A 22,271-nucleotide genomic window follows, 5' to 3' on the forward strand; every position below is an offset into this window, starting at 1 on the left:
ATATATTTCACTGTAAAAATAAAATTACCCTACACTTGACTTATGTTACTATTGTGTTATAATTCAAATGTAATCAATATTATTGTGAGGTTTTAAAATGATTAAAGAACTTGTACATGACCCAATATTTTTGGCATTAAAATCAGAACCGGCAACAGCCGCCGATTTACAAACCGCCCAAGACTTGCTTGAAACCTTAACCGCACATAAAGAAGTATGCGTAGGTATGGCGGCAAATATGATAGGCGTAAATAAAAGTATTATATGCTTTGATAATGACGGAAAATATATGATAATGCTAAATCCCGAAATAATTAAAAGGTCTGACCCATACGAAACGGAAGAAAGTTGTCTTTCCCTGCTCGGCGGCCCTCGTAAAATAAAAAGGTATAAGAAAATACGCGTGCAGTATCAGACACTTGATTTTAAAATAAGAACAAAAACTTTTGAATGCTGGACAGCTCAAATCGTCCAACACGAAATCGACCACTGTAACGGTGTTTTGATATAATTTCAGAATTGCAAATCGACATAATGTGATTATTTTTGAAATATTTAAAGTAAATTCATAAAAAACTATTGACATATAGTCGATTGTGTAGTAGAATAATAAGGCAGTTTACTGATAGGGGTGTAGCTCAGTTGGTAGAGCAGCGGTCTCCAAAACCGCGTGCCCAAGGTTCGAGTCCTTGTACCCCTGCCAAATAAAAAAGTGTTGAAAACCTAAGGTTTTCAACACTTTTTTATTTATATTTTTTGTTTTCCAACACTTTTTCCGAAAAACATTCAAGGTTTGATAAGAGTGATTCACTGTTACACAAACTATTTCAATCATATCGCATCAACATCATCACTCCAACACAAATTACAACATTTTCACAAGCGAATCCATTCGAGCCATAAACAAAATATAGCGGTAATATACATGTAATATACAGCCTCAAAATATAATAAGCAGTAAAAAACCGCTTAAACATACGTTTAAGCGGTTTCACTTGGTGAGCCATCGGAGATTCGAACCCCGGACAACTTGATTAAAAGTCAAGTGCTCTGCCGACTGAGCTAATGGCCCTGGCAGGGATAGCAGGACTCGAACCTACGCATGCCAGAATCAAAATCTGGTGCCTTACCGACTTGGCTATATCCCTGTATATTAAAATTAAAATGGGGTGGGTAGTGGGATTCGAACCCACGACATTCAGTGCCACAAACTGACGCTCTAACCAGCTGAACTATACCCACCATATGATGGCGGTAGTTATCTACGCACACTAAACTCTTTTTGAATTCCAAAAAGAAATTGGCGTGTCTGGAGGGATTCGAACCCCCGGCCCATTGCTTAGAAGGCAATTGCTCTATCCAACTGAGCTACAGACACATATATTGGAGCGGGTGATGGGAATCGAACCCACGCGACCAGCTTGGAAGGCTGGAATTCTACCATTGAACTACACCCGCATAATTCAATCTGTCTTTCAGTGAGTTCTCTACTCACCAACTGACTTGATTAATTATAACAGACCAAAAAGCATTTGTCAATACTTTTTTCAAAAAAATTTGTCATTTTTATGTACCGGGACAGATTTCTCTATCCCGACACATTTTTACTGATTTTATACACATAATCAGTCATTTTCGCCACATCATTTTTTGAATTAAAAACTCCGAACGACGCTCTGACCGCTCCCCTATCCGATGTACCTATCGCTCTGTGTGCGAGCGGTGCACAATGATAACCCGCTCTTACCGCCGCTTTGCCCTTAAGCATTTCAAAAACTTCTTCACTGCCGAGCTTTGCCACGTTAAACGCGACAGTCGCAACACTGTTATCATTCCCGTATACCGTAACATTATCCATATTCATCAAATTTTCTTTAAATTTTTCGGAAAGCATTTTTTCATACTTACCTATTACATCAACGCCGTATTTCATAACATACTTAACCCCTGCCCCCAAAGCCTTAATTGCAGGTGTATTCATCGTACCGCTATGGAACTTATCGGGCATAAATTCCGGCTGGGAAACGCTCTCCGAATTACTTCCCGTTCCGCCCGTCACAAGCGGTGCAAGTTCTTCCGGACTTTTCACATACAATCCGCCTGTTCCAAGCGGTCCCATAAGACCTTTATGTCCCGGAAAAGCTATCATATCCGCATTCATTTTTTCCGCATCAATATTTATACTCCCTGCCGTTTGTGCAATGTCCAGCAAAAACAGTATTTTATGCTTTTTCGCTATTCTTCCTATCGCATACACCGGCTGAATTGTTCCGCACACGTTTGACGCGTGGGTACAGACAATCAGTTTTGTATCTTTCCTCACAGCCTTTTCAACATCTTCCGCGTGTACATATCCGCTCTTATCCGCTTTTACAACGGTGTAATTACCGGGCAAACAAGCAGGTCTTAAAACGCTGTTATGATCCATCTCCGTTACGACAATATGTCCTCCGTTTGACATTGTGCCGAGAATGGCAGTGTTCAGAGCATACGTCGCATTTTGCGTAAAAACAATATTTTCGGCTTTTTTTATATTAAAAAGCTGTGCAATCAAATCTTGTGTATCCACAATAGCACGCACTGCGTCCATACTCATCTTATGTCCTCCCCGTCCTGCGTTTCCGCCCGAAAACAAGGTACTCTTAAAAAGCGTCGCATACACCGACAAAGGCTTTTTCAAAGTCGTTGCCGCGTTATCAAGATACAACATCATAAACACGCTCCCCGTTTACTGTTCTTTCTATATAAATCCGTCTAATCGGAATTTCATTATCGCCGGCTATCTTTCTGATTTCATTAAGTGCACGGTCATCAACACGCACGGAATAGGAACAGCCACCTTGATTTAAAGCGGACGGCGTATGCACAACATATGCCGGAAAACCGATAATTTTTTCTGCAGCTTTTTTAAGTCTTGTCGCAGTAGTGACCGATCCAATCAATATATACATAAATTTCACTCCCCTCAAATATTTTAAAAAGGCAAGCGAGAAATTCTTGCCTCCTTACTATATAATATTCAATCGACGATAGTTTGTGAGTAAACAAAAAAGACTGCCGACAATTTGTCGACAGCCTCGGACTTTAGACAAAACCATAATGGTTTTGTCTACTTTATTTTTGGGAGTTTGAGGTGCAACCTCATTAAAAATCATTTCTGACGACCTGTGCGGCAGAAATGGCTTAAAATCTAAAGTTTCGACTTTGGAGGAACTTTATGATTTTTTCAAAAAAATACTCAAAAATTACATCGCAGATGTGATTTTTGGAGCTGGTGACATTTTGTCACCAGGCTCACTTTATTAGTATACGTCAAACACACTTCGCGGCTTATTGTGATACGACACACTAAGCACCAGTCCTATTGCAATCATATTCACAACAAGCGACGTACCGCCGTAGCTTACAAACGGCAACGGAATACCCGTAACAGGCATAAGTCCGATACACATACCGATATTTTCAAATGCGTGGAACAACATCATTGCACCGACACCGACACAAATATATCTTCCGAAAGCATTATCGGCTTTTTGAGCGGTTTTAAAGCATTTATAAATTATGAAGAACAGCACCGCCGTAACAAGCAATGCACCGATAAAACCAAATTCCTCACTTATTACACTGAATATAAAGTCAGTATATTTAGTAGGCAAATAACCCATTTGGTTTTGCGTTCCCTGCAAATATCCTTTACCCCAAAGCTGACCCGAACCGACCGCAATTTTAGATTGAATTACGTTATAGCCTCTGCCCCTTGGGTCAAGGTTTGGATTTAAAAACACCTGAATACGTTTCTGCTGATATTCCGAAAGTACATACTTATATATAAAAGGCAATGACGCAACACCTGCCACACCAATCGGCAATATATATTTATATGAAAGTTTTGCAACAAACATAAGACATATAAACATAAACAAAAATACCAACACACTACCCATATCAGGCTGTAACAAAATCAAACCTACAAGCACGCCGATATGAAGTAACAATCCCAAAATCGTAAGCGGTTTATTTATATCGTCATGCACTTTTGATAAGTGACACGAAAAAGTTACTATAAAGCAAATCTTTGCGATTTCCGAAGGCTGAATACCGATTGCACCGAATCTAATCCAGCTCCTCGCACCCCAATCGCCGCTGACACCAAACACCAATACCAAAAGCAGTATCGCGACGGCGAATATATAAATCGGTTTGACGAGATTTTTAAGCTGTTCGTAATCGAAAAAACACGTTACAAGCATTGCCGCACAACCTATAACCATTGCACCCGACTGCACTATTACATTCGTATTCGACTGCAATGTTCGCGTAGCCGAATAAATCATCACTATTCCAAACACCGACAAACAGATTGTCGCTATAAACAAAACCCAGTCAAACTCCATAAGTATGACGGATTTTTTTGAAACACTTTTTATTTTCAAAAATATCACTCCTATTATCCCAATTATTTATATTATATAACAATATTCGATTTTAAGCAATATTTTTAAAACTTTTTCGATTTTATTTTTAACAATAAAAAACGGCGATTAAAAATCGTTATTTAATCGTCATTTTCACGGTAAAGGAATATTTAATTTTTGCAATAATTCATTCGCACGGCGAATTTGTTTTTTACGATATTCCGCAATGTAATGCGTATCAGAACCGACGCTTACGGGAATTCCGCTTTCTTTGATTATCTGCTGTTTCTTTTCGTTGGTAAGAAAATCATAATAATATATGTAATTTCCCGAAGTATTCAGTTCCCAAAAAATATCGTTGTCACGTAAAATTTTTATTATATCAAGTCCGTATCTTTCACCGAGTTTGAAAATATCGGTATGTGCAAGACCTGCTTTGCATTTAAACAGCTTTCGCCATTCCAAAAATTCATAAAAATCTATTGCCCTTGTATCGTCAAGGCATTCAAAAAGTACATAATCAAAAATTTCCGTTGCACGCGGAAGCGATTCCGGCGGTGTCGGACGTGTACCGATTTCAAGACCGCAAAGAACTTTTATTTGATCGGCATATTTTATTTTACAATGCTGAATATATTCATAATATATAGGAAGATTTTCACCGATTGAGAATTGATGGTCGGTTATACCGATAACGTCAACACCGTGTCTGATTGCATTTTCGATTATTTCTTCGGGTGTGTTCGAGCCGTCATAGCTGAATTTTGTGTGATTGTGTAAATCAACGGTATACATCGGAAAACCTCCTTTTTCTCATTTGCATATATTATAACACACACTTATAAAAAATTCAATTATTATTAAAATTTAATTTATTTACAAACAATAATATTTATGATAAAATAACAATAATAAGGAAAGAATACGACGAGGAGTGATTAAAAATGGATTTTTTAGAATTGGTAAAAAACAGATTTTCGCTCAGAAAATTTTCTGATAAAAAAGTAGAGAAAGAAAAGATAGATTATATTCTTGCGGCAATGCAGGCAGCGCCTACCGCCGTAAATTTTCAGCCACAGAGAATACTTGTACTTACCGACGAAAAAGAACTTGAAAAGGTGAGCAAATGCACGAAATTTGCATTTAATCCGCCGCTTAATTTCCTTGTATGTTATGACAAAGAAACATCTTGGACGCGTGGAAATGACGGACACGATGAGGGTGAAATCGACGCGGCTATCGTTGCAACGCATATGATGTTGGCAGCAAAAAGCGTAGGGCTCGGAACGACTTGGGTAGGCTCATTTAATCCGAAGGACGTAAAAGAGCAATTCAATTTGCCTGAAAATTATGTTCCCGTTGCATTTTTACCGACAGGTTATCCGTCAGACGACGCAGAGCCTGCGGCGGCTCATTCAAGCAGAAAAGATTTAAACGAAACTGTTTTCTACAACAGTTTTTCTCAAAAATAATAGGCAGAAAGGGGTATGTATTATGAAAATTTGTGTATTTGGAGCGTCAAGCAGCACAATAGATAAATCTTATGTCAGCCAAGTCGAAGAACTCGGACGTAAAATTGCTGACAGAGGTCACGGACTTGTTTACGGCGCAGGTGCATCCGGGCTTATGGGTGCGGTTGCACGCGGTGTTTATGAAAAGAAAGGCGAAATTGTCGGTGTTGTACCGAATTTCTTTGATGATGAAGATATGGGTGTTGACGGCCGTATTTTCCAAGACTGTACGGAACTTATCAGAACGGACACAATGCGTGAAAGAAAGCGTATAATGGAAGAAAGAGCGGACGCTTTTGTTATTGTTCCCGGCGGAATAGGCACTTTTGAGGAATTTTTTGAAGTGTTTACTCTAAAACAGCTTGAAAGACATAACAAAGCTATCGCCATACTTAACGTAAACGGATATTACAACGCAATGATTGATATGCTTGAAGTTGCGGTCAAGGAAAAGTTTTTGAGAGCCGGCTGTAAACTTCTTTACAAGGTTTTCGATGACGTGGACGAAACACTTGACTACATTGAGTCATACAAAGCACCGAAAATTAACGTATTTGAAATGAAAGACGTAAAAAAATAATCCAAAAAACACCGACACATCGGTGTTTTTTTGTCGATTTATAAAAAAAACATCTCAACAATGATATATTTTTCACAAATTATAAAAAAATTGAATAAATAATATAGACATTTCTTTTATTTATGGTATAATTAATATACAGACATATGGCGGCAGACGCCGTCGCTACTATTTTTATAACTTTAGGAGGAGAATCCAATGGCAAAAAAGTATTGTTACCTTTTTACAGAAGGTAATGCAACTATGAGAGAGTTGCTTGGCGGTAAAGGTGCTAACCTTGCTGAAATGACAAATATCGGTCTTCCGGTACCGCAGGGTTTCACAATTACAACTGAGGCTTGTACTCAATATTACGAAGACGGTCGTACAATCAATCCTGATATTATGGCTGAAATCAACGAGTACATCGGCAAGATGGAAGAAATCACAGGTAAGAAGTTCGGCGATAAGGAAAATCCACTTCTTGTTTCTGTTCGTAGTGGTGCAAGAGCATCAATGCCGGGTATGATGGATACAATCTTGAACCTTGGTCTTAACGAAGACGTTGTTGAAGTTATCGCTAAGAAGTCAGGTAACGCAAGATGGGCTTGGGACTGTTACAGAAGATTTATTCAGATGTATTCAGACGTAGTTATGGAAGTCGGTAAAAAGTATTTTGAAGAACTTATCGACAAGATGAAAGAAGAAAAGGGAGTTACTTTTGACGTTGAGCTTACAGCTGACGACCTAAAGGAACTTGCATCACAATTTAAGGCTGAATATAAGGAAAAGATTGGCGAAGACTTCCCATCAGATCCTAAAGAACAGCTTATGGGTGCTGTTAAAGCCGTATTCCGTTCATGGGATAACCCAAGAGCTAACGTATACCGTCGTGATAACGACATTCCTTATTCATGGGGTACAGCCGTAAACGTACAGTCAATGGCATTCGGTAACATGGGTGATGACTGCGGTACAGGTGTTGCATTTACTCGTGACCCTGCTACAGGTGAAAAGAAGCTTATGGGTGAATTCCTTATAAATGCTCAAGGTGAAGACGTTGTTGCCGGCGTTCGTACACCAATGCCAATCGCAAAGATGGAAGAAGAATTCCCTGAGGCATTTGCTCAGTTCAAGGATGTTTGCAAACTTCTTGAAGATCACTACAGAGATATGCAGGATATGGAATTCACTGTTGAAAATAAAAAGCTTTATATGCTACAAACAAGAAACGGTAAGAGAACTGCTCAAGCTGCTTTGAAGATTGCTTGTGACCTTGTTGACGAAGGTATGAGAACAGAAAAAGAAGCTGTTGCAATGATCGACCCAAGAAACCTTGACACACTACTTCACCCACAATTCGACGTTGCCGCTCTAAAGGCTGCTACACCGATGGGTAAAGCTCTTGGTGCATCTCCGGGTGCCGCAGCAGGTAAGATTGTATTCTCAGCTGACGACGCTAAGGAATGGGCTGCAAGAGGCGAAAAGGTTGTTCTTGTAAGACTTGAAACTTCTCCTGAAGATATCGAAGGTATGAAAGCCGCTCAAGGTATCCTTACAGTTCGCGGCGGTATGACATCTCACGCAGCCGTTGTTGCCCGTGGTATGGGTACATGCTGTGTATCAGGTTGCGGCGACATCGCAATGGACGAAGAAAACAAGAAGTTTACACTTAACGGTAAAGAATATCACGAAGGTGATACAATTTCACTTGACGGTTCAACAGGTAATATCTATGACGGTATTATCCCAACAGTTGACGCATCAATCGCAGGTGAATTCGGCAGAATTATGTCATGGGCTGATAAGTACAGAACACTAAAAGTTCGTACAAACGCAGATACTCCTGCTGACGCTAAGAAAGCTAAGGAGCTTGGTGCAGAAGGTATCGGTCTTTGCCGTACAGAGCATATGTTCTTTGAAGGCAACAGAATTGACGCATTCAGAGAAATGATTTGTGCCGATACAGTTGAAGAAAGAGAAGCAGCTCTTAATAAGATTCTTCCTATGCAACAAGGTGACTTCGAGCAACTTTACGAGGCTCTTGAAGGTAACCCTGTAACAATCAGATTCTTGGACCCACCTCTACACGAGTTCGTTCCTACAGAAGAAGAAGATATTGAATTGCTTGCAAAGGCTCAAGGCAAGAGCGTTGAGGCTATTAAGGATATTATCAACGGTTTACACGAAGCTAACCCTATGATGGGTCACAGAGGTTGCCGTCTTGCAGTAACATATCCTGAAATTGCAAAAATGCAGACAAAGGCTGTTATTCGTGCAGCTATCAACGTTCAAAAGGCTCACGCTGATTGGACAATCGTTCCTGAAATTATGATTCCGCTTATCGGCGACATCAAGGAATTGAAGTACGTTAAGAAAGTCGTTGTAGAAACAGCTGACGCTGAAATCGCTGCAGCAGGTATCGAACTTAAGTACGAAGTTGGTACAATGATCGAAATCCCTCGTGCGGCTCTAACAGCTGACGAAATCGCTAACGAAGCTGACTTCTTCTGTTTCGGTACAAACGACCTTACTCAACTTACATTCGGTTTCTCTCGTGACGACGCAGGTAAGTTCCTTGACGCTTACTATGATGCTAAAATCTTTGAAAACGATCCGTTCGCTAAGATTGACCAAAAGGGTGTCGGTAAGCTTATGGAAACAGCTATTAAGCTTGGTAAACCGGTTAATCCAAAACTTCACATCGGTATCTGCGGTGAACACGGCGGCGACCCATCATCAGTTGAGTTCTGCCACAAGATTGGTCTTGACTATGTTTCATGCTCACCATTCCGTGTGCCAATCGCAAGACTTGCAGCTGCTCAAGCTAAGATTAACGAAGAAAACTAATTCATTATCAAATATGATAATCAGACAGGCAAAACCTTTCGGTTTTGCCTGTTTTTTTGTTTAAAATTTTCTCCTCCACTTAATTTATTTCAAAAAATTTTCAAAAAACTATTGACTTAGAGTAAACTCCAAGTATTATAATATACTTGTAAATAAAAAATATATGCGAGGTGATTTTAATGACTATAAAAGAAGTAAGCGAAAAATACGATATTTCGCAGGACACTTTGCGATATTATGAACGTATCGGAATGATACCGCCTGTTACACGAACATCAAGCGGTATTCGTGATTATCAGGAAAGCGACTTAGGTTGGGTTGAGCACGTTATTTGTATGCGAAGTGCCGGTCTGCCTGTTGAATCAATTATCGAATACGTTAAACTTTTTCAAGAGGGTGACGAAACCATTCCGTCAAGACTTCAGCTTTTGGTTGAGCAAAGAAAAAATCTACTCGACCAAATGGAACAAATGAATGTCACATTAAAGCGACTGAACTACAAAATCGACCGTTACGAAACAGCTGTGAAAACAGGCGAATTATCATGGGATTGACGTTGCTAAAGTCATTGTATCCAAAACAAAATAGGTAAATAACATTAAATAAACTTATGGAGGAATTTTAAATGTATATTGAAAAAATCAATCAACCGACAGACGTAAAAAATTTAAACAGTGAACAGCTTCACGTTCTTGCAGACGAAATGCGTCAAGCACTTTTGCAAAAACTAAGCAAACACGGCGGACACTTCGGTCCTAATCTCGGTATGGTAGAGGCGACAATCGCACTTCACTATGTCTTTAACTCACCGACAGACAAAATTGTGTATGACGTTTCTCACCAAAGCTATCCGCATAAAATGCTTACAGGCAGAAAAGACGCATTTTTGTACGAGGACAAGTATGATGACGTATCGGGTTACAGCAATCCCGACGAAAGCGACCACGATTTCTTTACAATCGGTCACACTTCAACTTCCGTTTCACTTGCCTGCGGTCTTGCAAAAGGTCGTGATTTAAAGGGTGACAGTGAAAATATAATTGCCGTAATCGGTGACGGTTCACTTTCGGGCGGTGAGGCTCTTGAAGGACTTGACTTTGCAAGTGAGCTTAACAGCAATCTTATAATCGTTGTAAACGATAACGATATGTCTATCGCAGAAAATCACGGCGGTTTGTATAAAAACCTAAAACAACTTCGCGATACAGACGGCAAATCGGAATGTAATCTTTTCAAATCAATGGGACTTGACTATGTATTTGTAAAAGACGGAAACGACATTGATTCGCTTATCACCGCATTCGAACAGGTTAAAGACAGCACTTATCCGGTAGTTGTTCACATTTGTACCCAAAAAGGTAAGGGCTACAAAATAGCAGAAGAAAACAAGGAAAATTGGCACTACTGCGGTCCATTCAACCTTGAAACAGGTAAATCCGATATGTCGCAAGACGGCGGAGAAGATTATTCGTCAATGACAGCCGATATTCTTTTAAAGAAAATGAAAGAGGACAAGACCGTTGTCGGAATTACATCTGCCACACCTACTGTTTTCGGTTTCACAGAGGACAAGAGAAAAGAGGCTGGCTCACAGTTTGTTGACGTTGGTATCGCCGAAGAAACAGCCGTTGCACTTGCGTCAGGTATCGCAAAGAACGGCGGCAAGCCTGTTTACGGTGTTTACAGCACATTTATTCAACGTACCTACGACCAGCTTTCACAGGATTTATGTATCAACAACAGTCCCGCAACAATCCTTGTATATTGGGCGTCTGTTTACGGTATGAATGACGTTACTCACCTTGGTATATATGATATTCCGATGATGTCTAACATTCCTAATCTTGTCTACCTTGCACCGACAACAAAGGAAGAATACCTTGCAATGCTTGATTGGAGTATTGAGCAAAACGACCACCCTGTTGCAATCCGTGTACCTATCAGTGTTGTATCAGACGGCAAAAAGGTTACAAAGGACTTCAGCAAGCTAAATGAATACGAAGTTACTCAAAACGGCAGTAAAATTGCAATCGTTGCACTTGGCTCATTCTATTCGGTAGGTGCAAAAACGGCTGAAATTATCGAAAACAAAACAGGTGTAAAACCTACACTTATAAACCCTATTTATATCACAGGCACTGACGATAAGCTTTTGGAACAGCTTAAAGAAAACCATGACATTGTTATAACAGTCGAGGACGGTGTTTTAGACGGCGGTTTCGGCGAAAAGATTGCAAGATTTTACGGTAATTCTGACGTCAAGGTATTGAATTACGGTTTAAAGAAAGAATTTCTTGACAGATATAACCCTGAAGAAATCGTCAAAGCAAACCGTCTTACTCCGGAGCAAATTGCAGAGGACGTTTGCGGTATAATCGGTTAATAAGAGATGAAATATTATAAAAAAAACTTATGTGTTTCCACATCAGTTTTTTGTTTATTGTACATTATTAACAATACGTACTATATTCGCATACGGTTCCTGCTTATTATCCCAAGCATAAACCTCTATATCAGTATACTCTTTATCAATCAAATCTATTCCCTTTAATTCGCTTGTCTGTGGCATTTTCATACCCACAAGCTTACCGTTATTCTTAAAGGCAACATACACATTAACATCATTCATATCCACATTTTCAAAATCAAGTGTGACATCAAGTTTGTTGTTGCTATTTATCATAGCTGTGATTTTGTTGTTTGCCAAATTCGGTGTCGCTGTCGGGATCACCGTTGGGATTGCTGTCGGAATTGCTGTCGGCTTTAATGTTGAAGTAACCGTCGGTGTTGCTGTCGGTTTTAATGTCGGTGTTGCCGTTGGTACTACCGTTGGTATTGCTGTCGGCTTTAATGTCGGTGTTGCCGTTGGTACTACCGTTGGTGTCGCTGTCGACTTTAATGTTGGTGTTGCCGTTGGTACTACCGTTGGTGTCGCTGTCGGCTGTAATGTCGGTGTTGCCGTTGGTACTACCGTTGGTGTTGCTGTCGGTTCTTCTCCCTCAAATTCCAACATAAGTGTCGGTCCTTGCGCATCTGTACCGCTGTATTCCTTTGACGCGATAACCTGTTCACGTCCTGTACCTGTCCACAACGTAAACGTAATCAAATTATCTGTACACTTCTCTTTTATCACGTCCGTCACATCAAACGATATTTCCTTATAATCGACATTGTATGCAGGTGTCACTTGTAAACCCAATGACGACAACGGTGTACCCTCGCCTCTTGTCTTTATATCATTTATAGTAACGGTTGCCTCATCCCAATCATTTTTTGAACAATAATCGAGGTGCAAAACCGAATTTCTCTTATCTGTATTAGTAAATTTATCGTACAATTTCAATGTTGCCGAAGTCAATTTTTTACCGGCATATTTAGAAAGGTCAAAACGTATCAACCCCAAACCTTTAATATCCTTTAATCCCGGAGATGTTGACGAGTAATAATCTGTCGCCTGATTAATTTTTAATTCTTCATCAGATCCATGTGCTGTTGTACCGTCAACAAGATATGTGTCTGCGTCCGGAGTGACAGAAACCGAAACAGGTTCAGGCGTTGTCTTAATTGTCGGACGCGGTGTAATTGACGATGTGTCAGGATAAGTCACCTCCGTAAATGACGTATTCGGTGCAAGGTAGTTTAACGTGTTGCCACCCGAATCTTTCGCCAAAGCCGCCGAACCTATATAATAGCTTGTATGAGGCGACTGGTTGTATCCGACATTCTGCCATGCTATTGCGCAACGATATTGACTGTCGTGCATAAGCGTTGTAAGTCTGTAATTAGTCGGAATAGTCGAAAAATAAATTCTCACACCGTCACCGTATCTAAGCACGATTTCTTCACGCCAATCACCGAAAAGGTCGGCTGTAAGACACGCATTTGACTTTGTACTGTTATTTATTGAACCCGGCAATGTTGAATTTTTACTGTTATAATAAATTCTTTCCGTACCGCTTTTTATGCTGTATTTTACAAGTTTATTTCCGTCAAGCAATTCTCGTCCCAAATCACCGTCCCAATAAACTGCAAAATTCTCCATATTGCTTCCATTGGTATTAGGTATATTCCCTACTTTTTCACCTGCTTGATTATATATACCGTCAGCCGCTACCGACCAGAACAACGAAAGATTACCGCTTGACAGTGCATATTCATCATCGACATTATCCATAATACCTCTGCCTATATCTCCCTGTGCGGCTTGTAGCATAATATCACCATTATATCTCTTTATATCTACCGCATATGGAATTATTTTATCATTGTGCTTACCTGCCTCGTGTGCCATAAATATTTCTTGTTTTCCGTCGTTATCAAAGTCCGAAACGTGTTCTGCGTCACCGTGTCCTCGGCCGTCATACGTCAAAACAGTTCCGTCATGGTCAAGAACCGCACTGCCGAAAATAATCTCGTCATATCCGTCATTATCCACGTCAGCTACCGATACACTGTGTGCACCTTGTGCATAAAGCGTTTTGTTTGTATTATTTTTACTTGTACCGTCTGCATATTTTACGGTACAACCTGTACCGCCATTTGCTTCTGTCGGTGTATTAGTTGAAAGCCATTGTTCTTTAAGGTCTGTGCCGTCCCAAGTATATGCCGCCGCATACACATATGTATAATATCCCCTCGTCATAACAACGCTTGGATGTACACCGTCAAGATATGCCACCGCGGCAAGGTATCTTTCACTTCTGTTTGCATAGCTGTCGCCCCATTCGGAAGATGTCAAAATACTTCTCGGCGGGTCAAAATCAACAGTCTGCATTGCCGCGCCTGTTTCACCGTTAAATACAGTTAAATACTCCGGTCCGCCGTCCTCGCCCATAAGCAAACCAGATGAATTTCTGTAATCTTTTTTATCGTCACCCTTGGTTATATTCTTTCCTGCTTTTGAGACATAATTACCCTCACCGTCTTTTGAGCCGGTGCTGTTTTTAATATGACTTCCGACTTACCGTCACCATCAAAATCATACACCATATATTGAGTATAGTGCGCACCCGCGCGGATATTAACTCCCAAATCTATTCTCCAAAGAAGAGTGCCGTCAAGCTCATATGCGTCCAAGTACACATTGCCCGTATAACCCTTAACGGAATTATCCTTTGAATTAGACGGGTCCCATTTTACGATGTATTCATATTCTCCGTCACCGTCAAGGTCGCCCACACTCATATCGTTTGCGGTATATGTATATTCTTCATCTGTCGGCGTCTTTCCTCCGTCAGGAACTTTAAACGCAATGTCTTTATATGCCACAGAACGACCTTTATATGTTGTGTTTGTTGTCCAAACATCAACCGCCTCTGTTTTGTCTATTGCCTCACCTTTCGGCACAACTGTATACTTGTTATCCGCCGTGCCTTTTGAATCGGTATAGCAAGTTGCATCGTGTTCGCCTGTTGTGTATATTTTTTCACTGTCACGGTATATATCAAATGCTTGATTTGTAAGACTTTCCGTGCCCAAAAGTCGCCACGACAAATACACACCGCCATTTGTTTTAACGGCAACAGTGCCTCGATCAAGTTTTTCCATTACTCGTTTTTCAGTAGTTGAATTTGTGTCGGCATATGACGTCAACACCGGTATTGACGCAACTGATGTAACCATTACAGCTGCCGTCAAAAATGCGGTTAATTTTTTTAACATAGTTTTTTCTCCCTTACTCCAAATGGCTCCAATATCTCTCTTGAGCCTCTTTTTTTATTATAAACTTTAATGAATAAAAATTCAAGAAGAGAATGAAATATTTGCCGATTTTTATAAAGAAAAAAGCTGAATTTGAATATATCCAAATTCAGCTTTTATGCTAATTTCCGCATTCAATACTTATTTCGTTAAACACTGTCAAATAGTCATTTATTGTCTTATTATCTTTTTCCGCACCTGAAACATCCATAATAGCCTCGCCGTTATGCATCATAACAGTTCTTGTGCCATGCTCAACCGCGTGACGAAGATTATGCGTTACCATAATGGTTGTTATGTTCTTTTCATGAACAATCTTATCCGTAAGCATCATAACCGTATCAGAAGATTTAGGGTCAAGCGCGGCTGTATGTTCGTCCAAAAGCAACAAATCAGGTCTGATCATAGTCGCCATAATAAGTGCAAGTGCCTGTCTTTGACCGCCCGAAAGTGAGCCTGCAAGAGTTGAAAGTCTGTTTTCAAGTCCCATACCCAAAAGTTCAAGCTGTGAACGGTAAAAGTCTTTTCTCTGACGGTTAAGTCCAAACGAAAGACCGAAATTCTTACCCTTATTATCTGCGATAGACAGGTTTTCCCATATAGTCATTGACGGACAGGTTCCCATTGCGGGATTTTGAAAAACTCTGCCTATTCTCTGTGCACGTTTAAAGTTTTTCAGCTTATTAAGCTCCTTACCGTCAAGCAAAACACTTCCGCTGTCAATCGGCATATCGCCCGAAATGACATTTAACATAGTCGTTTTTCCCGAACCGTTTGAACCGATAACTCCGACAAAATCACCGTCGTTTACTGTTATGTTAAAATCCGAAAAAAGCACCTTTTCATCAATAGTTCCTTGATTAAAAGTTTTATAAATGTGAGAAAGTTCAAGCATTTTTCTTCACCCCAACTTTCTTCTTTTTAAGCAAAAATTCGTCTACGCAAAGTGTTGCGATAAACAAAATCGTAATCATAAGGTTTGTATCCTGTGAACGCAAGCCTGCGGCAAGTGCGATTGAAATACAAGCCTTATAAATAATCATACCGAAAAGCACGCCTGTTGTAATTCTAAGGAATTTAATTTTCTTAAATATAGTCGAGCCGATAATAACGGCGGCAAGACCCATAACAACAGTACCCGTACCAGACGCAACGTTAAACGCTTTGCCGTATTGGCAGTACACCGCACCGGCAAGCGAAACAAGTCCGTTTGCAATCGCAAGACCGATAATTTTAATCGTTCCCGGATTTTGTGCAAGCGTGATTACAAGCCCCTCATTATCTCCGACACTTCTTAAAAGAAATCCCGACTTGGTACGCATATACCAATCAAGTGCAAACTTTGCGATAAGCGTAATCACAAGAATAACAACAAGTTTAGAGTACAATGCAAAGTGACCGTTTCCGAAAAGAAAAGCTGTCTGTGAGAAAATAGTCGTTGTATCCATACTTAGGAAATCCGACGCTTTTCCGACTATTCCGTAATTTATCGAATAAAGAGCCGTCATAGTAAGAATACCGCAAAGAAGATTGCGTATTCTGAGTTTTACGTTGAAAATTCCCGTAAACATACCGGCTATGCCCCCTGCGGCAAATGCCGCAAGCAATGCAAGCCACGGATTAAGACCGTTATTAATCATCACAAAGCATATAGCTATTCCGAGAGGGAACGTACCGTCTACAGACAAATCGGGGAAATCAAGAATGGTATAGGTGATATACACACCCATAGCCATTATTCCATATATCAGTCCCTGCTCAAGTATTCCGACTATCAGTCCTTCAATCATGATTCAGACGGAGCGTTTTTGACCGCAGCTCTGTCTGTGATTGACTGCGGTATTGTTACTCCGATTTTTTCTGCGGCGTCAGTGTTGATAGTAATTTTACTTTCTGTAAGAGTTTCGTAAGGGATATTCTTAATTTCCTCACCCTTTAGCACTCTTGCAGCCATAACGCCTGCTTTTTTACCAAGTTCAATGTAGTCGATACCGGCTGACGCGATACAGCCGTTTCCTACTTGTTCTTCTTCACTGCCGAATACAGGAATGTTTTTAGCAGTTGCCTTTTCAAGAAGTATAGGCAAGTTTTCAACAACTGTGTTGTCTGTCATATTTGAGATACAGTCAACTTCGCTTACCAAAAGGTCTACTGCCTGTGGAATTTCTGCGGCATTTGTAATACCCTTTTCAACAAGTTCAAAACCGTATTCGCCTACTTTTTCCTTATATGTTTCTATTGTAGAAACAGAATTTGCTTCACTTGTTGTATAAAGTATACCGATTTTCTTTGCGTCAGGCAACATTTCACGGATAAGCTTTAACTGTTCGTCAACAGGCAACATATCGCTTACACCTGTAATTCCGTCCATTGCCTGTGTATCGCTTTCTGCAAGCTTTGCGGCAACAGGGTCTGAAACTGCGTTAAAAATTACAGGAATTTTTGCCTCATAAGCCGCATTGTAGCAAGCCTGTGCAGACGGTGTTGCGATACCGCATACAAGGTCCATACCTTGTGAAACAAATTGCTGTGCGATTTGTGTATTTGTTGAGTCGTCTCCTTTTGCAGATGATTCTGTAATATCATACTTGATACCCTCTGAATCAAGTCCCTGCTTAAAGCCCTCACGGCAGTTATCAAGCGACGGGTGGTCTGCGTATTGAAGTACGCCGATTTTGTATGTATCTTTAGCATTTGTGTCTGTTGCTCCGTCAGTTCCACCGTTTTGCGTGCCTCCGCAACCTACCAAAGAAACGGCACATAGTGCGGCTGTTAGTCCCATTGCAATAATCTTCTTTAAATTTTTCATTTTACATCTTCCTTTCTTTTTTGCAAGAAAAAACAGAAAAACCTCTCAGACAGATAAGTCCGAGAGGCATAAAAATCATATTAAAATATGCTCTGTCTGTTCTAATCTCATCTAATCTGTGTTATATTATACTAAACTTTACTGCCATTTGTCAATAGTAAAAACAAATTATCTGAAATTAAGCGCAGAAAGTCCGAGCGGTGTCGAATATTCAATCAACTTATTCTCTATTTGAGTCTTTCTGTCACCCTCAGCTATTGCCGGCTGATAGTCGTTATACTCATCATGACCCGAAATTGTTGCCGGAATAAGCGTCATATTATCGTCCTCTTGCATAACTCCGTCAACAAACGTAAATGTCTGTCTGTATATAACGGTATCTTTATCCGCCGGATTATTGTTACCGCCGAAACAGAAGTTGCCCAAACTGTACGCTATATATTTACCGTTGTATTTTTCAATACCCTGTAAAACGTGAGGATGTGTTCCCAAAACAAGGTCCGCACCTGCGTCAATCGCCTTGTGTGCAAGCTCGATTTGTGTATCGTTCGGAGCGGTAGCCTTTTCTTCACCCCAATGAATACTTACTATAACAAGCTGTGCACCAAGACTTTTAACCGAACCGATAACATTTTCAAGTTTTGCCGCCTCTGTTTCGTCAAGTGCGTCAATTCCGACAAGTCCGACCGATATTCCGTTTACATCTCTTATCGCGGTATTCGTACCTATAAAATTGGAGATACCGGCCTCATTCAAATATTTTATCGTGTCCGAAAGACTTACGTCACCGTAATCGGCACTGTGGTTATTGGCAAGGTTTGCCGCCTCAACGCTTGACGATGTAAGTATCTGCACATATTCAGGCTTACCTCTGAAAGCAAACTGCTTATCCTGTCTTGTTCCTTGATTTGACAAAGTACCCTCAAAATTTACGATAGTTAAATCGTCCTCCGAAAATATCGGTGAAACATTTTTAAAGAAATATGAATAATCGCCGTTTAAAGACTCGGCAACCGATTTAAAGCTGCCGTTTGGGTCTGCGTTTATGTCAGTTGCCAACGTACAGTCGCCGACAGCCGTCATTGTGACCGTCTGTACGGTAGGCGTATATTCTTTTTCAGCCTTTTTTTCTGCACGTTTATTAGATGTAAATGCAAGTACGGTGGCAGATATGAAAAGAATCACCGCCAAGCATATAGTTACCTTTCGTATACTCATTTATAATCTCCCAAATTATTTTAATCAATAGTTTAATTTTATTCTAATGCAACTGTTTTGTCAATATAAAATTTAACCGTTTGGTTTAACAATCTTTTTAATTTTTTGTTTTAATGTTAAATACGCAAGTTTTGCTTTTGACGTTTGCTTTGCTACATCTGCGTTTGCATGAGCATTTATCATTTCGGTAAATTTTTGTGCCATCAAGTAATACACACGTTTTTTATAATGGTTTACACTGTCGTTGAAATCATCGTCCGACGTTATATATTCATTCACGTCAAACAACGTCACATTTTTGCAGCCGTCAAATTCTTTCCGTACCGCCGCATTATATTCCTTGTGGTCATTGTGCCTGTTCACCCAAGCCTCCAGCTTATTATCCTTGTACTCACGTTCGCAGCCAAGCAAAATAACAAGTTCCGTATCGGGTTTGATATGCTCATAGATAAACCGCAGATTTTCCGCCGTCTGCTTTGGTGTAAGTCTGCCCAAAAATTCATATTCTTCCGCAATCTTCTGCAAATCCTTTTCTTTAAAATCACAATTTGCGGTATAAACTTCTTTATTAATATACTTTTTCCACATAGCCTTGTCGGTAAGCGGATAAATATACTCACCGAACGCAAAAACAGCACCGTTGTTTTTATTTCGATACACGCCGAGATTAGCGTCAGTCAAAATACTTATAAAAATCATTCCATACTTATTTTTATAAATGCTGTCCGAATACATTTGACTGTCGCATATCGGAAGTTTACAAATTTCGGCTTTTTCTTCGTCTGTAATCGAATAGGCATTTACAATTTGCGAAGTATGGTTCATACCCTCAATCGCAACACCGAGCGACTGTTTTTCGCGGCTCACATACGTGAACTCACAATCGAATATATCCTCATTTTTTATGAACGAAAATATTTGATTTAAGTCGCAAGGCCCTTTTATAAGCACCTTAAAACCGGTATTTTTTATGTCCTCAAATTCATTATCCGTCTTTACGTTATCTTGATTTATCCACGTTACAGTCGGCTCGTTTTTACCGATTTTAACCGACACGTCACCTACAATATCAAGTTTCGGACAACCGATTTTTTCATATGTATATTGCTCAATCCCCATACCGAGCGTACGGCACGAAAACAGAAAATGCACAAGCGTATTATCCTTTACGGCATAAAAGCCGACAATTCCGTATTCACCGTACTTGTCATACGCCGTTATATATTCACATTTCGCATTTTTATCTTCAAACAACGCTTTAAGTTCGTCTTTCGTTGAACGCACTTTCGTAAAATTAAGCTGATTTGCACGGAATATAAGCTCATGCAATCTGTCAATGTGTTCCGCACAATCCGAATGAAAATCAACGTGGATATTGCTCTGTCGCAAAAATTCTTCATTTGAACCGATACTCTTTTTAATCTTATTTTTCTTTTCAAGCACCTTGTAACTTTCAAGACGTGATAATTTTTCGTCATTCTTATCAAGCATTGAAACCGCCGCATAAAGTTCACCGATTTTATCGGGCATCATTGTCATAATATCGGGGCAGAAAAACTTTGCCTCCTCCAAATTCAGCTTATTATCATCAATAAAAAGTACATTGCAAGGTCTTAAATTCATACTTTCGACAGTATCTTTAATCCTCTGACCTTTCGGCTCCCAGTTAATCGAATTGAACACAAAATACTTATCCAAATCCCATTCTTTCAGCTTATCGATACACGGCTTTTCATCATTTTTGGAACAAATCGAATTGACAATTCCCTTTTTTGAGGATAACAAAACAAGGTCGCAAGCCTGCTTAACAGGTGCGACCTTTTGTTCTGAAATAGTACCGTTCCAAAAGGTTTCGTCAAGGTCCCATATAATCAATTTGATTTTAGATGCGTCCATAACAAATTCCCCCTTGGGTTCATTTTAATTATTTCAATATAATATCTTCTCTTGAAGGACCGTTAGAAACAATCTTAATAGGCACTTCAAGTTCTTTTTCAACAAATTCGATGTACTTACGGCAATTTTCCGGTAAGTCCTCATATTTCTTGATACCTCTGATGTCAGTTTTCCAACCAGGAAGAACTTTCAAAACAGGCTTTGCTCTTTCAAGCTTGTTTGTTGTAGGGAAATCTCTGATAACTTCACCGTCAACTTCATATCCCACACATACAGGAATTTCATCAAGATAACCAAGTACGTCAAGTACAGTAAATGCAACTTGAGTTGTACCCTGTACACGACAGCCGTAACGTGACGCAACACAGTCGAACCAACCCATACGTCTCGGTCTGCCTGTTGTAGCACCGAATTCACCGCCGTCACCGCCGCGTCTTCTAAGTTCATCTGCCTCTTCGCCAAATATTTCCGAAACAAATGCACCTGCACCAACTGCTGATGAATATGCTTTTACAACTGTAATTATGTCTGTAATTTCATACGGAGGAATACCTGCACCAACCGCACCGTAACCGGCAAGAGTAGATGAAGAAGTTGTCATCGGATAAATACCGAAATCAGGGTCTTTCAGTGAGCCAAGCTGACCTTCCAAAAGAATTTTCTTACCCTCTTTGATTGCGTTGTGCATAAATGCAACCGAATCAATCACATACGGCTTAATCATATCGGCATATTCCATAAGTGTATTGAAAAGCTCGTCTGCGTCCAATAGCGGTTTATGATAGATATGTTCAAGCATAAGATTTTTTACTTCGATTACGTTCTTAATCTTTTCCTTTAGTCTTTCAGGCTCGAAAAGTTCCCAAACCTGAAAACCGATTTTTGAAAATTTATCTGAGAAGAACGGTGCTATACCTGACTTTGTAGAACCGAACTGACGGTCTGAAAGTCTTTCTTCTTCGTATTGATCAAACAACTTGTGATAAGGCATAAGAACCTGTGTTCTTTCTGACACAACAATGTTCGGCTTCGGAACACCACGTTTTACGACCTCGTCAATTTCCTTTATAAGTTCAGGAATATCAAGTGCAACACCGTTTCCGATCATATTTGTTACATTCTGATTGAATGAACCTGACGGAAGAAGATGCAATGCAAATTTTCCGTATTCGTTTATAATAGTGTGACCTGCGTTTGCACCGCCCTGAAATCTGATTACGATGTCACTGTCAGCAGCAAGCATATCTGTAATCTTGCCCTTACCTTCATCGCCCCAGTTTGCACCAACTATTGCTTTTACCATGTATTTGTCC

18 protein-coding genes and 6 tRNA genes are annotated in these 22,271 nt (G+C 39.9%); 7 read left to right on the forward strand and 17 right to left on the reverse strand.

What is annotated here, in order from left to right:
- Positions 1 to 97: 97 nt before the first annotated feature.
- Both ACSAMO_RS07265 and ACSAMO_RS07270 read left to right on the forward strand, forming a co-directional pair.
- Positions 98 to 511 carry a peptide deformylase gene (locus ACSAMO_RS07265; protein WP_499209026.1) on the forward strand — a complete coding sequence of 138 codons (414 nt, stop codon included), beginning with the start codon at positions 98 to 100 and terminating at the stop codon, positions 509 to 511.
- A 116-nt stretch (positions 512 to 627) separates the two neighbouring features.
- Positions 628 to 703 (forward strand) — tRNA-Trp (locus tag ACSAMO_RS07270).
- A gap of 293 nt (positions 704 to 996) precedes the next feature.
- Here the strand turns inward: ACSAMO_RS07270 and ACSAMO_RS07275 are convergent.
- The 9 genes from ACSAMO_RS07275 to ACSAMO_RS07315 all read right to left on the reverse strand — a co-directional run bounded on the left by ACSAMO_RS07275 (position 997) and on the right by ACSAMO_RS07315 (position 5,210).
- A tRNA-Lys gene (locus tag ACSAMO_RS07275) sits at positions 997 to 1,072 on the reverse strand.
- Positions 1,073 to 1,148: transfer RNA gene (locus tag ACSAMO_RS07280), tRNA-Gln, on the reverse strand. It lies immediately after the preceding tRNA gene.
- Positions 1,149 to 1,165: 17 nt separating this feature from the next.
- Positions 1,166 to 1,242: transfer RNA gene (locus tag ACSAMO_RS07285), tRNA-His, on the reverse strand.
- Between the two features lie 59 nt (positions 1,243 to 1,301).
- A tRNA-Arg gene (locus tag ACSAMO_RS07290) sits at positions 1,302 to 1,378 on the reverse strand.
- 6 nt (positions 1,379 to 1,384) lie between these two features.
- Positions 1,385 to 1,458, reverse strand: a tRNA-Gly gene (locus ACSAMO_RS07295).
- 130 nt (positions 1,459 to 1,588) lie between these two features.
- A complete protein-coding gene (locus ACSAMO_RS07300) occupies positions 1,589 to 2,713 on the reverse strand; it encodes an aminotransferase class V-fold PLP-dependent enzyme (RefSeq protein ID WP_499209027.1) in 1,125 nt (374 codons plus the stop codon).
- The gene (locus ACSAMO_RS07305) at positions 2,697 to 2,951 is read right to left on the reverse strand and encodes a putative Se/S carrier-like protein (RefSeq protein WP_022229730.1); all 255 of its coding nucleotides are present in this window, start codon (positions 2,949 to 2,951) and stop codon (positions 2,697 to 2,699) included. The genes ACSAMO_RS07300 and ACSAMO_RS07305 overlap by 17 nt, the downstream gene beginning before the upstream one ends.
- 351 nt (positions 2,952 to 3,302) lie before the next feature.
- A complete protein-coding gene (gene rodA / locus ACSAMO_RS07310) occupies positions 3,303 to 4,433 on the reverse strand; it encodes a rod shape-determining protein RodA (protein ID WP_412615338.1) in 1,131 nt (376 codons plus the stop codon).
- A 135-nt stretch (positions 4,434 to 4,568) separates the two neighbouring features.
- A complete protein-coding gene (locus tag ACSAMO_RS07315) occupies positions 4,569 to 5,210 on the reverse strand; it encodes a PHP domain-containing protein (RefSeq protein ID WP_337599300.1) in 642 nt (213 codons plus the stop codon).
- Between the two features lie 149 nt (positions 5,211 to 5,359).
- On the opposite strand from ACSAMO_RS07315, the gene ACSAMO_RS07320 reads away from it, so the two are divergent.
- The 5 genes from ACSAMO_RS07320 (at position 5,360) to ACSAMO_RS07340 (ending at position 11,718) form a co-directional block, all read left to right on the forward strand.
- On the forward strand, positions 5,360 to 5,887 hold the full coding sequence (locus ACSAMO_RS07320; protein WP_499209028.1) for a nitroreductase family protein: 528 nt from the start codon (positions 5,360 to 5,362) through the stop codon (positions 5,885 to 5,887).
- Positions 5,888 to 5,909: 22 nt separating this feature from the next.
- Positions 5,910 to 6,506 (forward strand): LOG family protein, encoded by a 597-nt coding sequence (locus ACSAMO_RS07325; RefSeq protein ID WP_117966155.1) that lies wholly within the window; start codon positions 5,910 to 5,912, stop codon positions 6,504 to 6,506.
- Between the two features lie 198 nt (positions 6,507 to 6,704).
- Entirely contained in the window at positions 6,705 to 9,335 is a 2,631-nt protein-coding gene (gene ppdK, locus ACSAMO_RS07330) for a pyruvate, phosphate dikinase (RefSeq protein ID WP_412275395.1), read from the forward strand.
- A gap of 179 nt (positions 9,336 to 9,514) precedes the next feature.
- Complete coding sequence (locus ACSAMO_RS07335) at positions 9,515 to 9,889, forward strand: MerR family transcriptional regulator (protein ID WP_147513944.1); 375 nt, start codon at positions 9,515 to 9,517, stop codon at positions 9,887 to 9,889.
- Positions 9,890 to 9,960: 71 nt separating this feature from the next.
- Entirely contained in the window at positions 9,961 to 11,718 is a 1,758-nt protein-coding gene (locus ACSAMO_RS07340; protein ID WP_147513945.1) for a 1-deoxy-D-xylulose-5-phosphate synthase, read from the forward strand.
- Between the two features lie 54 nt (positions 11,719 to 11,772).
- Here the strand turns inward: ACSAMO_RS07340 and ACSAMO_RS07345 are convergent, their stop codons facing one another.
- The 8 genes from ACSAMO_RS07345 to ACSAMO_RS07380 form a co-directional block, all read right to left on the reverse strand.
- The gene (locus tag ACSAMO_RS07345; protein WP_482490169.1) at positions 11,773 to 14,175 is read right to left on the reverse strand and encodes a rhamnogalacturonan lyase family protein; all 2,403 of its coding nucleotides are present in this window, start codon (positions 14,173 to 14,175) and stop codon (positions 11,773 to 11,775) included.
- 41 nt (positions 14,176 to 14,216) lie between these two features.
- Positions 14,217 to 14,996, reverse strand: coding sequence for a rhamnogalacturonan lyase family protein (locus ACSAMO_RS07350; RefSeq protein WP_499209029.1), 780 nt, complete (start codon positions 14,994 to 14,996; stop codon positions 14,217 to 14,219).
- Between the two features lie 160 nt (positions 14,997 to 15,156).
- Positions 15,157 to 15,930, reverse strand: a complete 774-nt coding sequence (locus tag ACSAMO_RS07355; protein ID WP_147513946.1) for an ABC transporter ATP-binding protein — start codon at positions 15,928 to 15,930, stop codon at positions 15,157 to 15,159.
- A complete protein-coding gene (locus tag ACSAMO_RS07360; RefSeq protein ID WP_412294973.1) occupies positions 15,923 to 16,825 on the reverse strand; it encodes an ABC transporter permease in 903 nt (300 codons plus the stop codon). The genes ACSAMO_RS07355 and ACSAMO_RS07360 overlap by 8 nt, the downstream gene beginning before the upstream one ends.
- Positions 16,822 to 17,844: an ABC transporter substrate-binding protein gene (locus ACSAMO_RS07365; RefSeq protein WP_499209030.1), complete on the reverse strand. Its 1,023-nt coding sequence runs from the start codon at positions 17,842 to 17,844 to the stop codon at positions 16,822 to 16,824. Before ACSAMO_RS07365 ends, ACSAMO_RS07360 begins: the two co-directional genes overlap by 4 nt.
- A 168-nt stretch (positions 17,845 to 18,012) precedes the next feature.
- Complete coding sequence (locus tag ACSAMO_RS07370; RefSeq protein WP_147513948.1) at positions 18,013 to 19,062, reverse strand: CapA family protein; 1,050 nt, start codon at positions 19,060 to 19,062, stop codon at positions 18,013 to 18,015.
- A gap of 72 nt (positions 19,063 to 19,134) precedes the next feature.
- The gene (locus ACSAMO_RS07375; protein ID WP_499209031.1) at positions 19,135 to 20,958 is read right to left on the reverse strand and encodes a hypothetical protein; all 1,824 of its coding nucleotides are present in this window, start codon (positions 20,956 to 20,958) and stop codon (positions 19,135 to 19,137) included.
- A 28-nt stretch (positions 20,959 to 20,986) separates the two neighbouring features.
- Positions 20,987 to 22,261 (reverse strand): adenylosuccinate synthase, encoded by a 1,275-nt coding sequence (locus tag ACSAMO_RS07380; protein ID WP_022229716.1) that lies wholly within the window; start codon positions 22,259 to 22,261, stop codon positions 20,987 to 20,989.
- Between the last annotated feature and the right edge of the window lie 10 nt (positions 22,262 to 22,271).

This window comes from Ructibacterium sp. SJQ-7 (assembly GCF_054696575.1).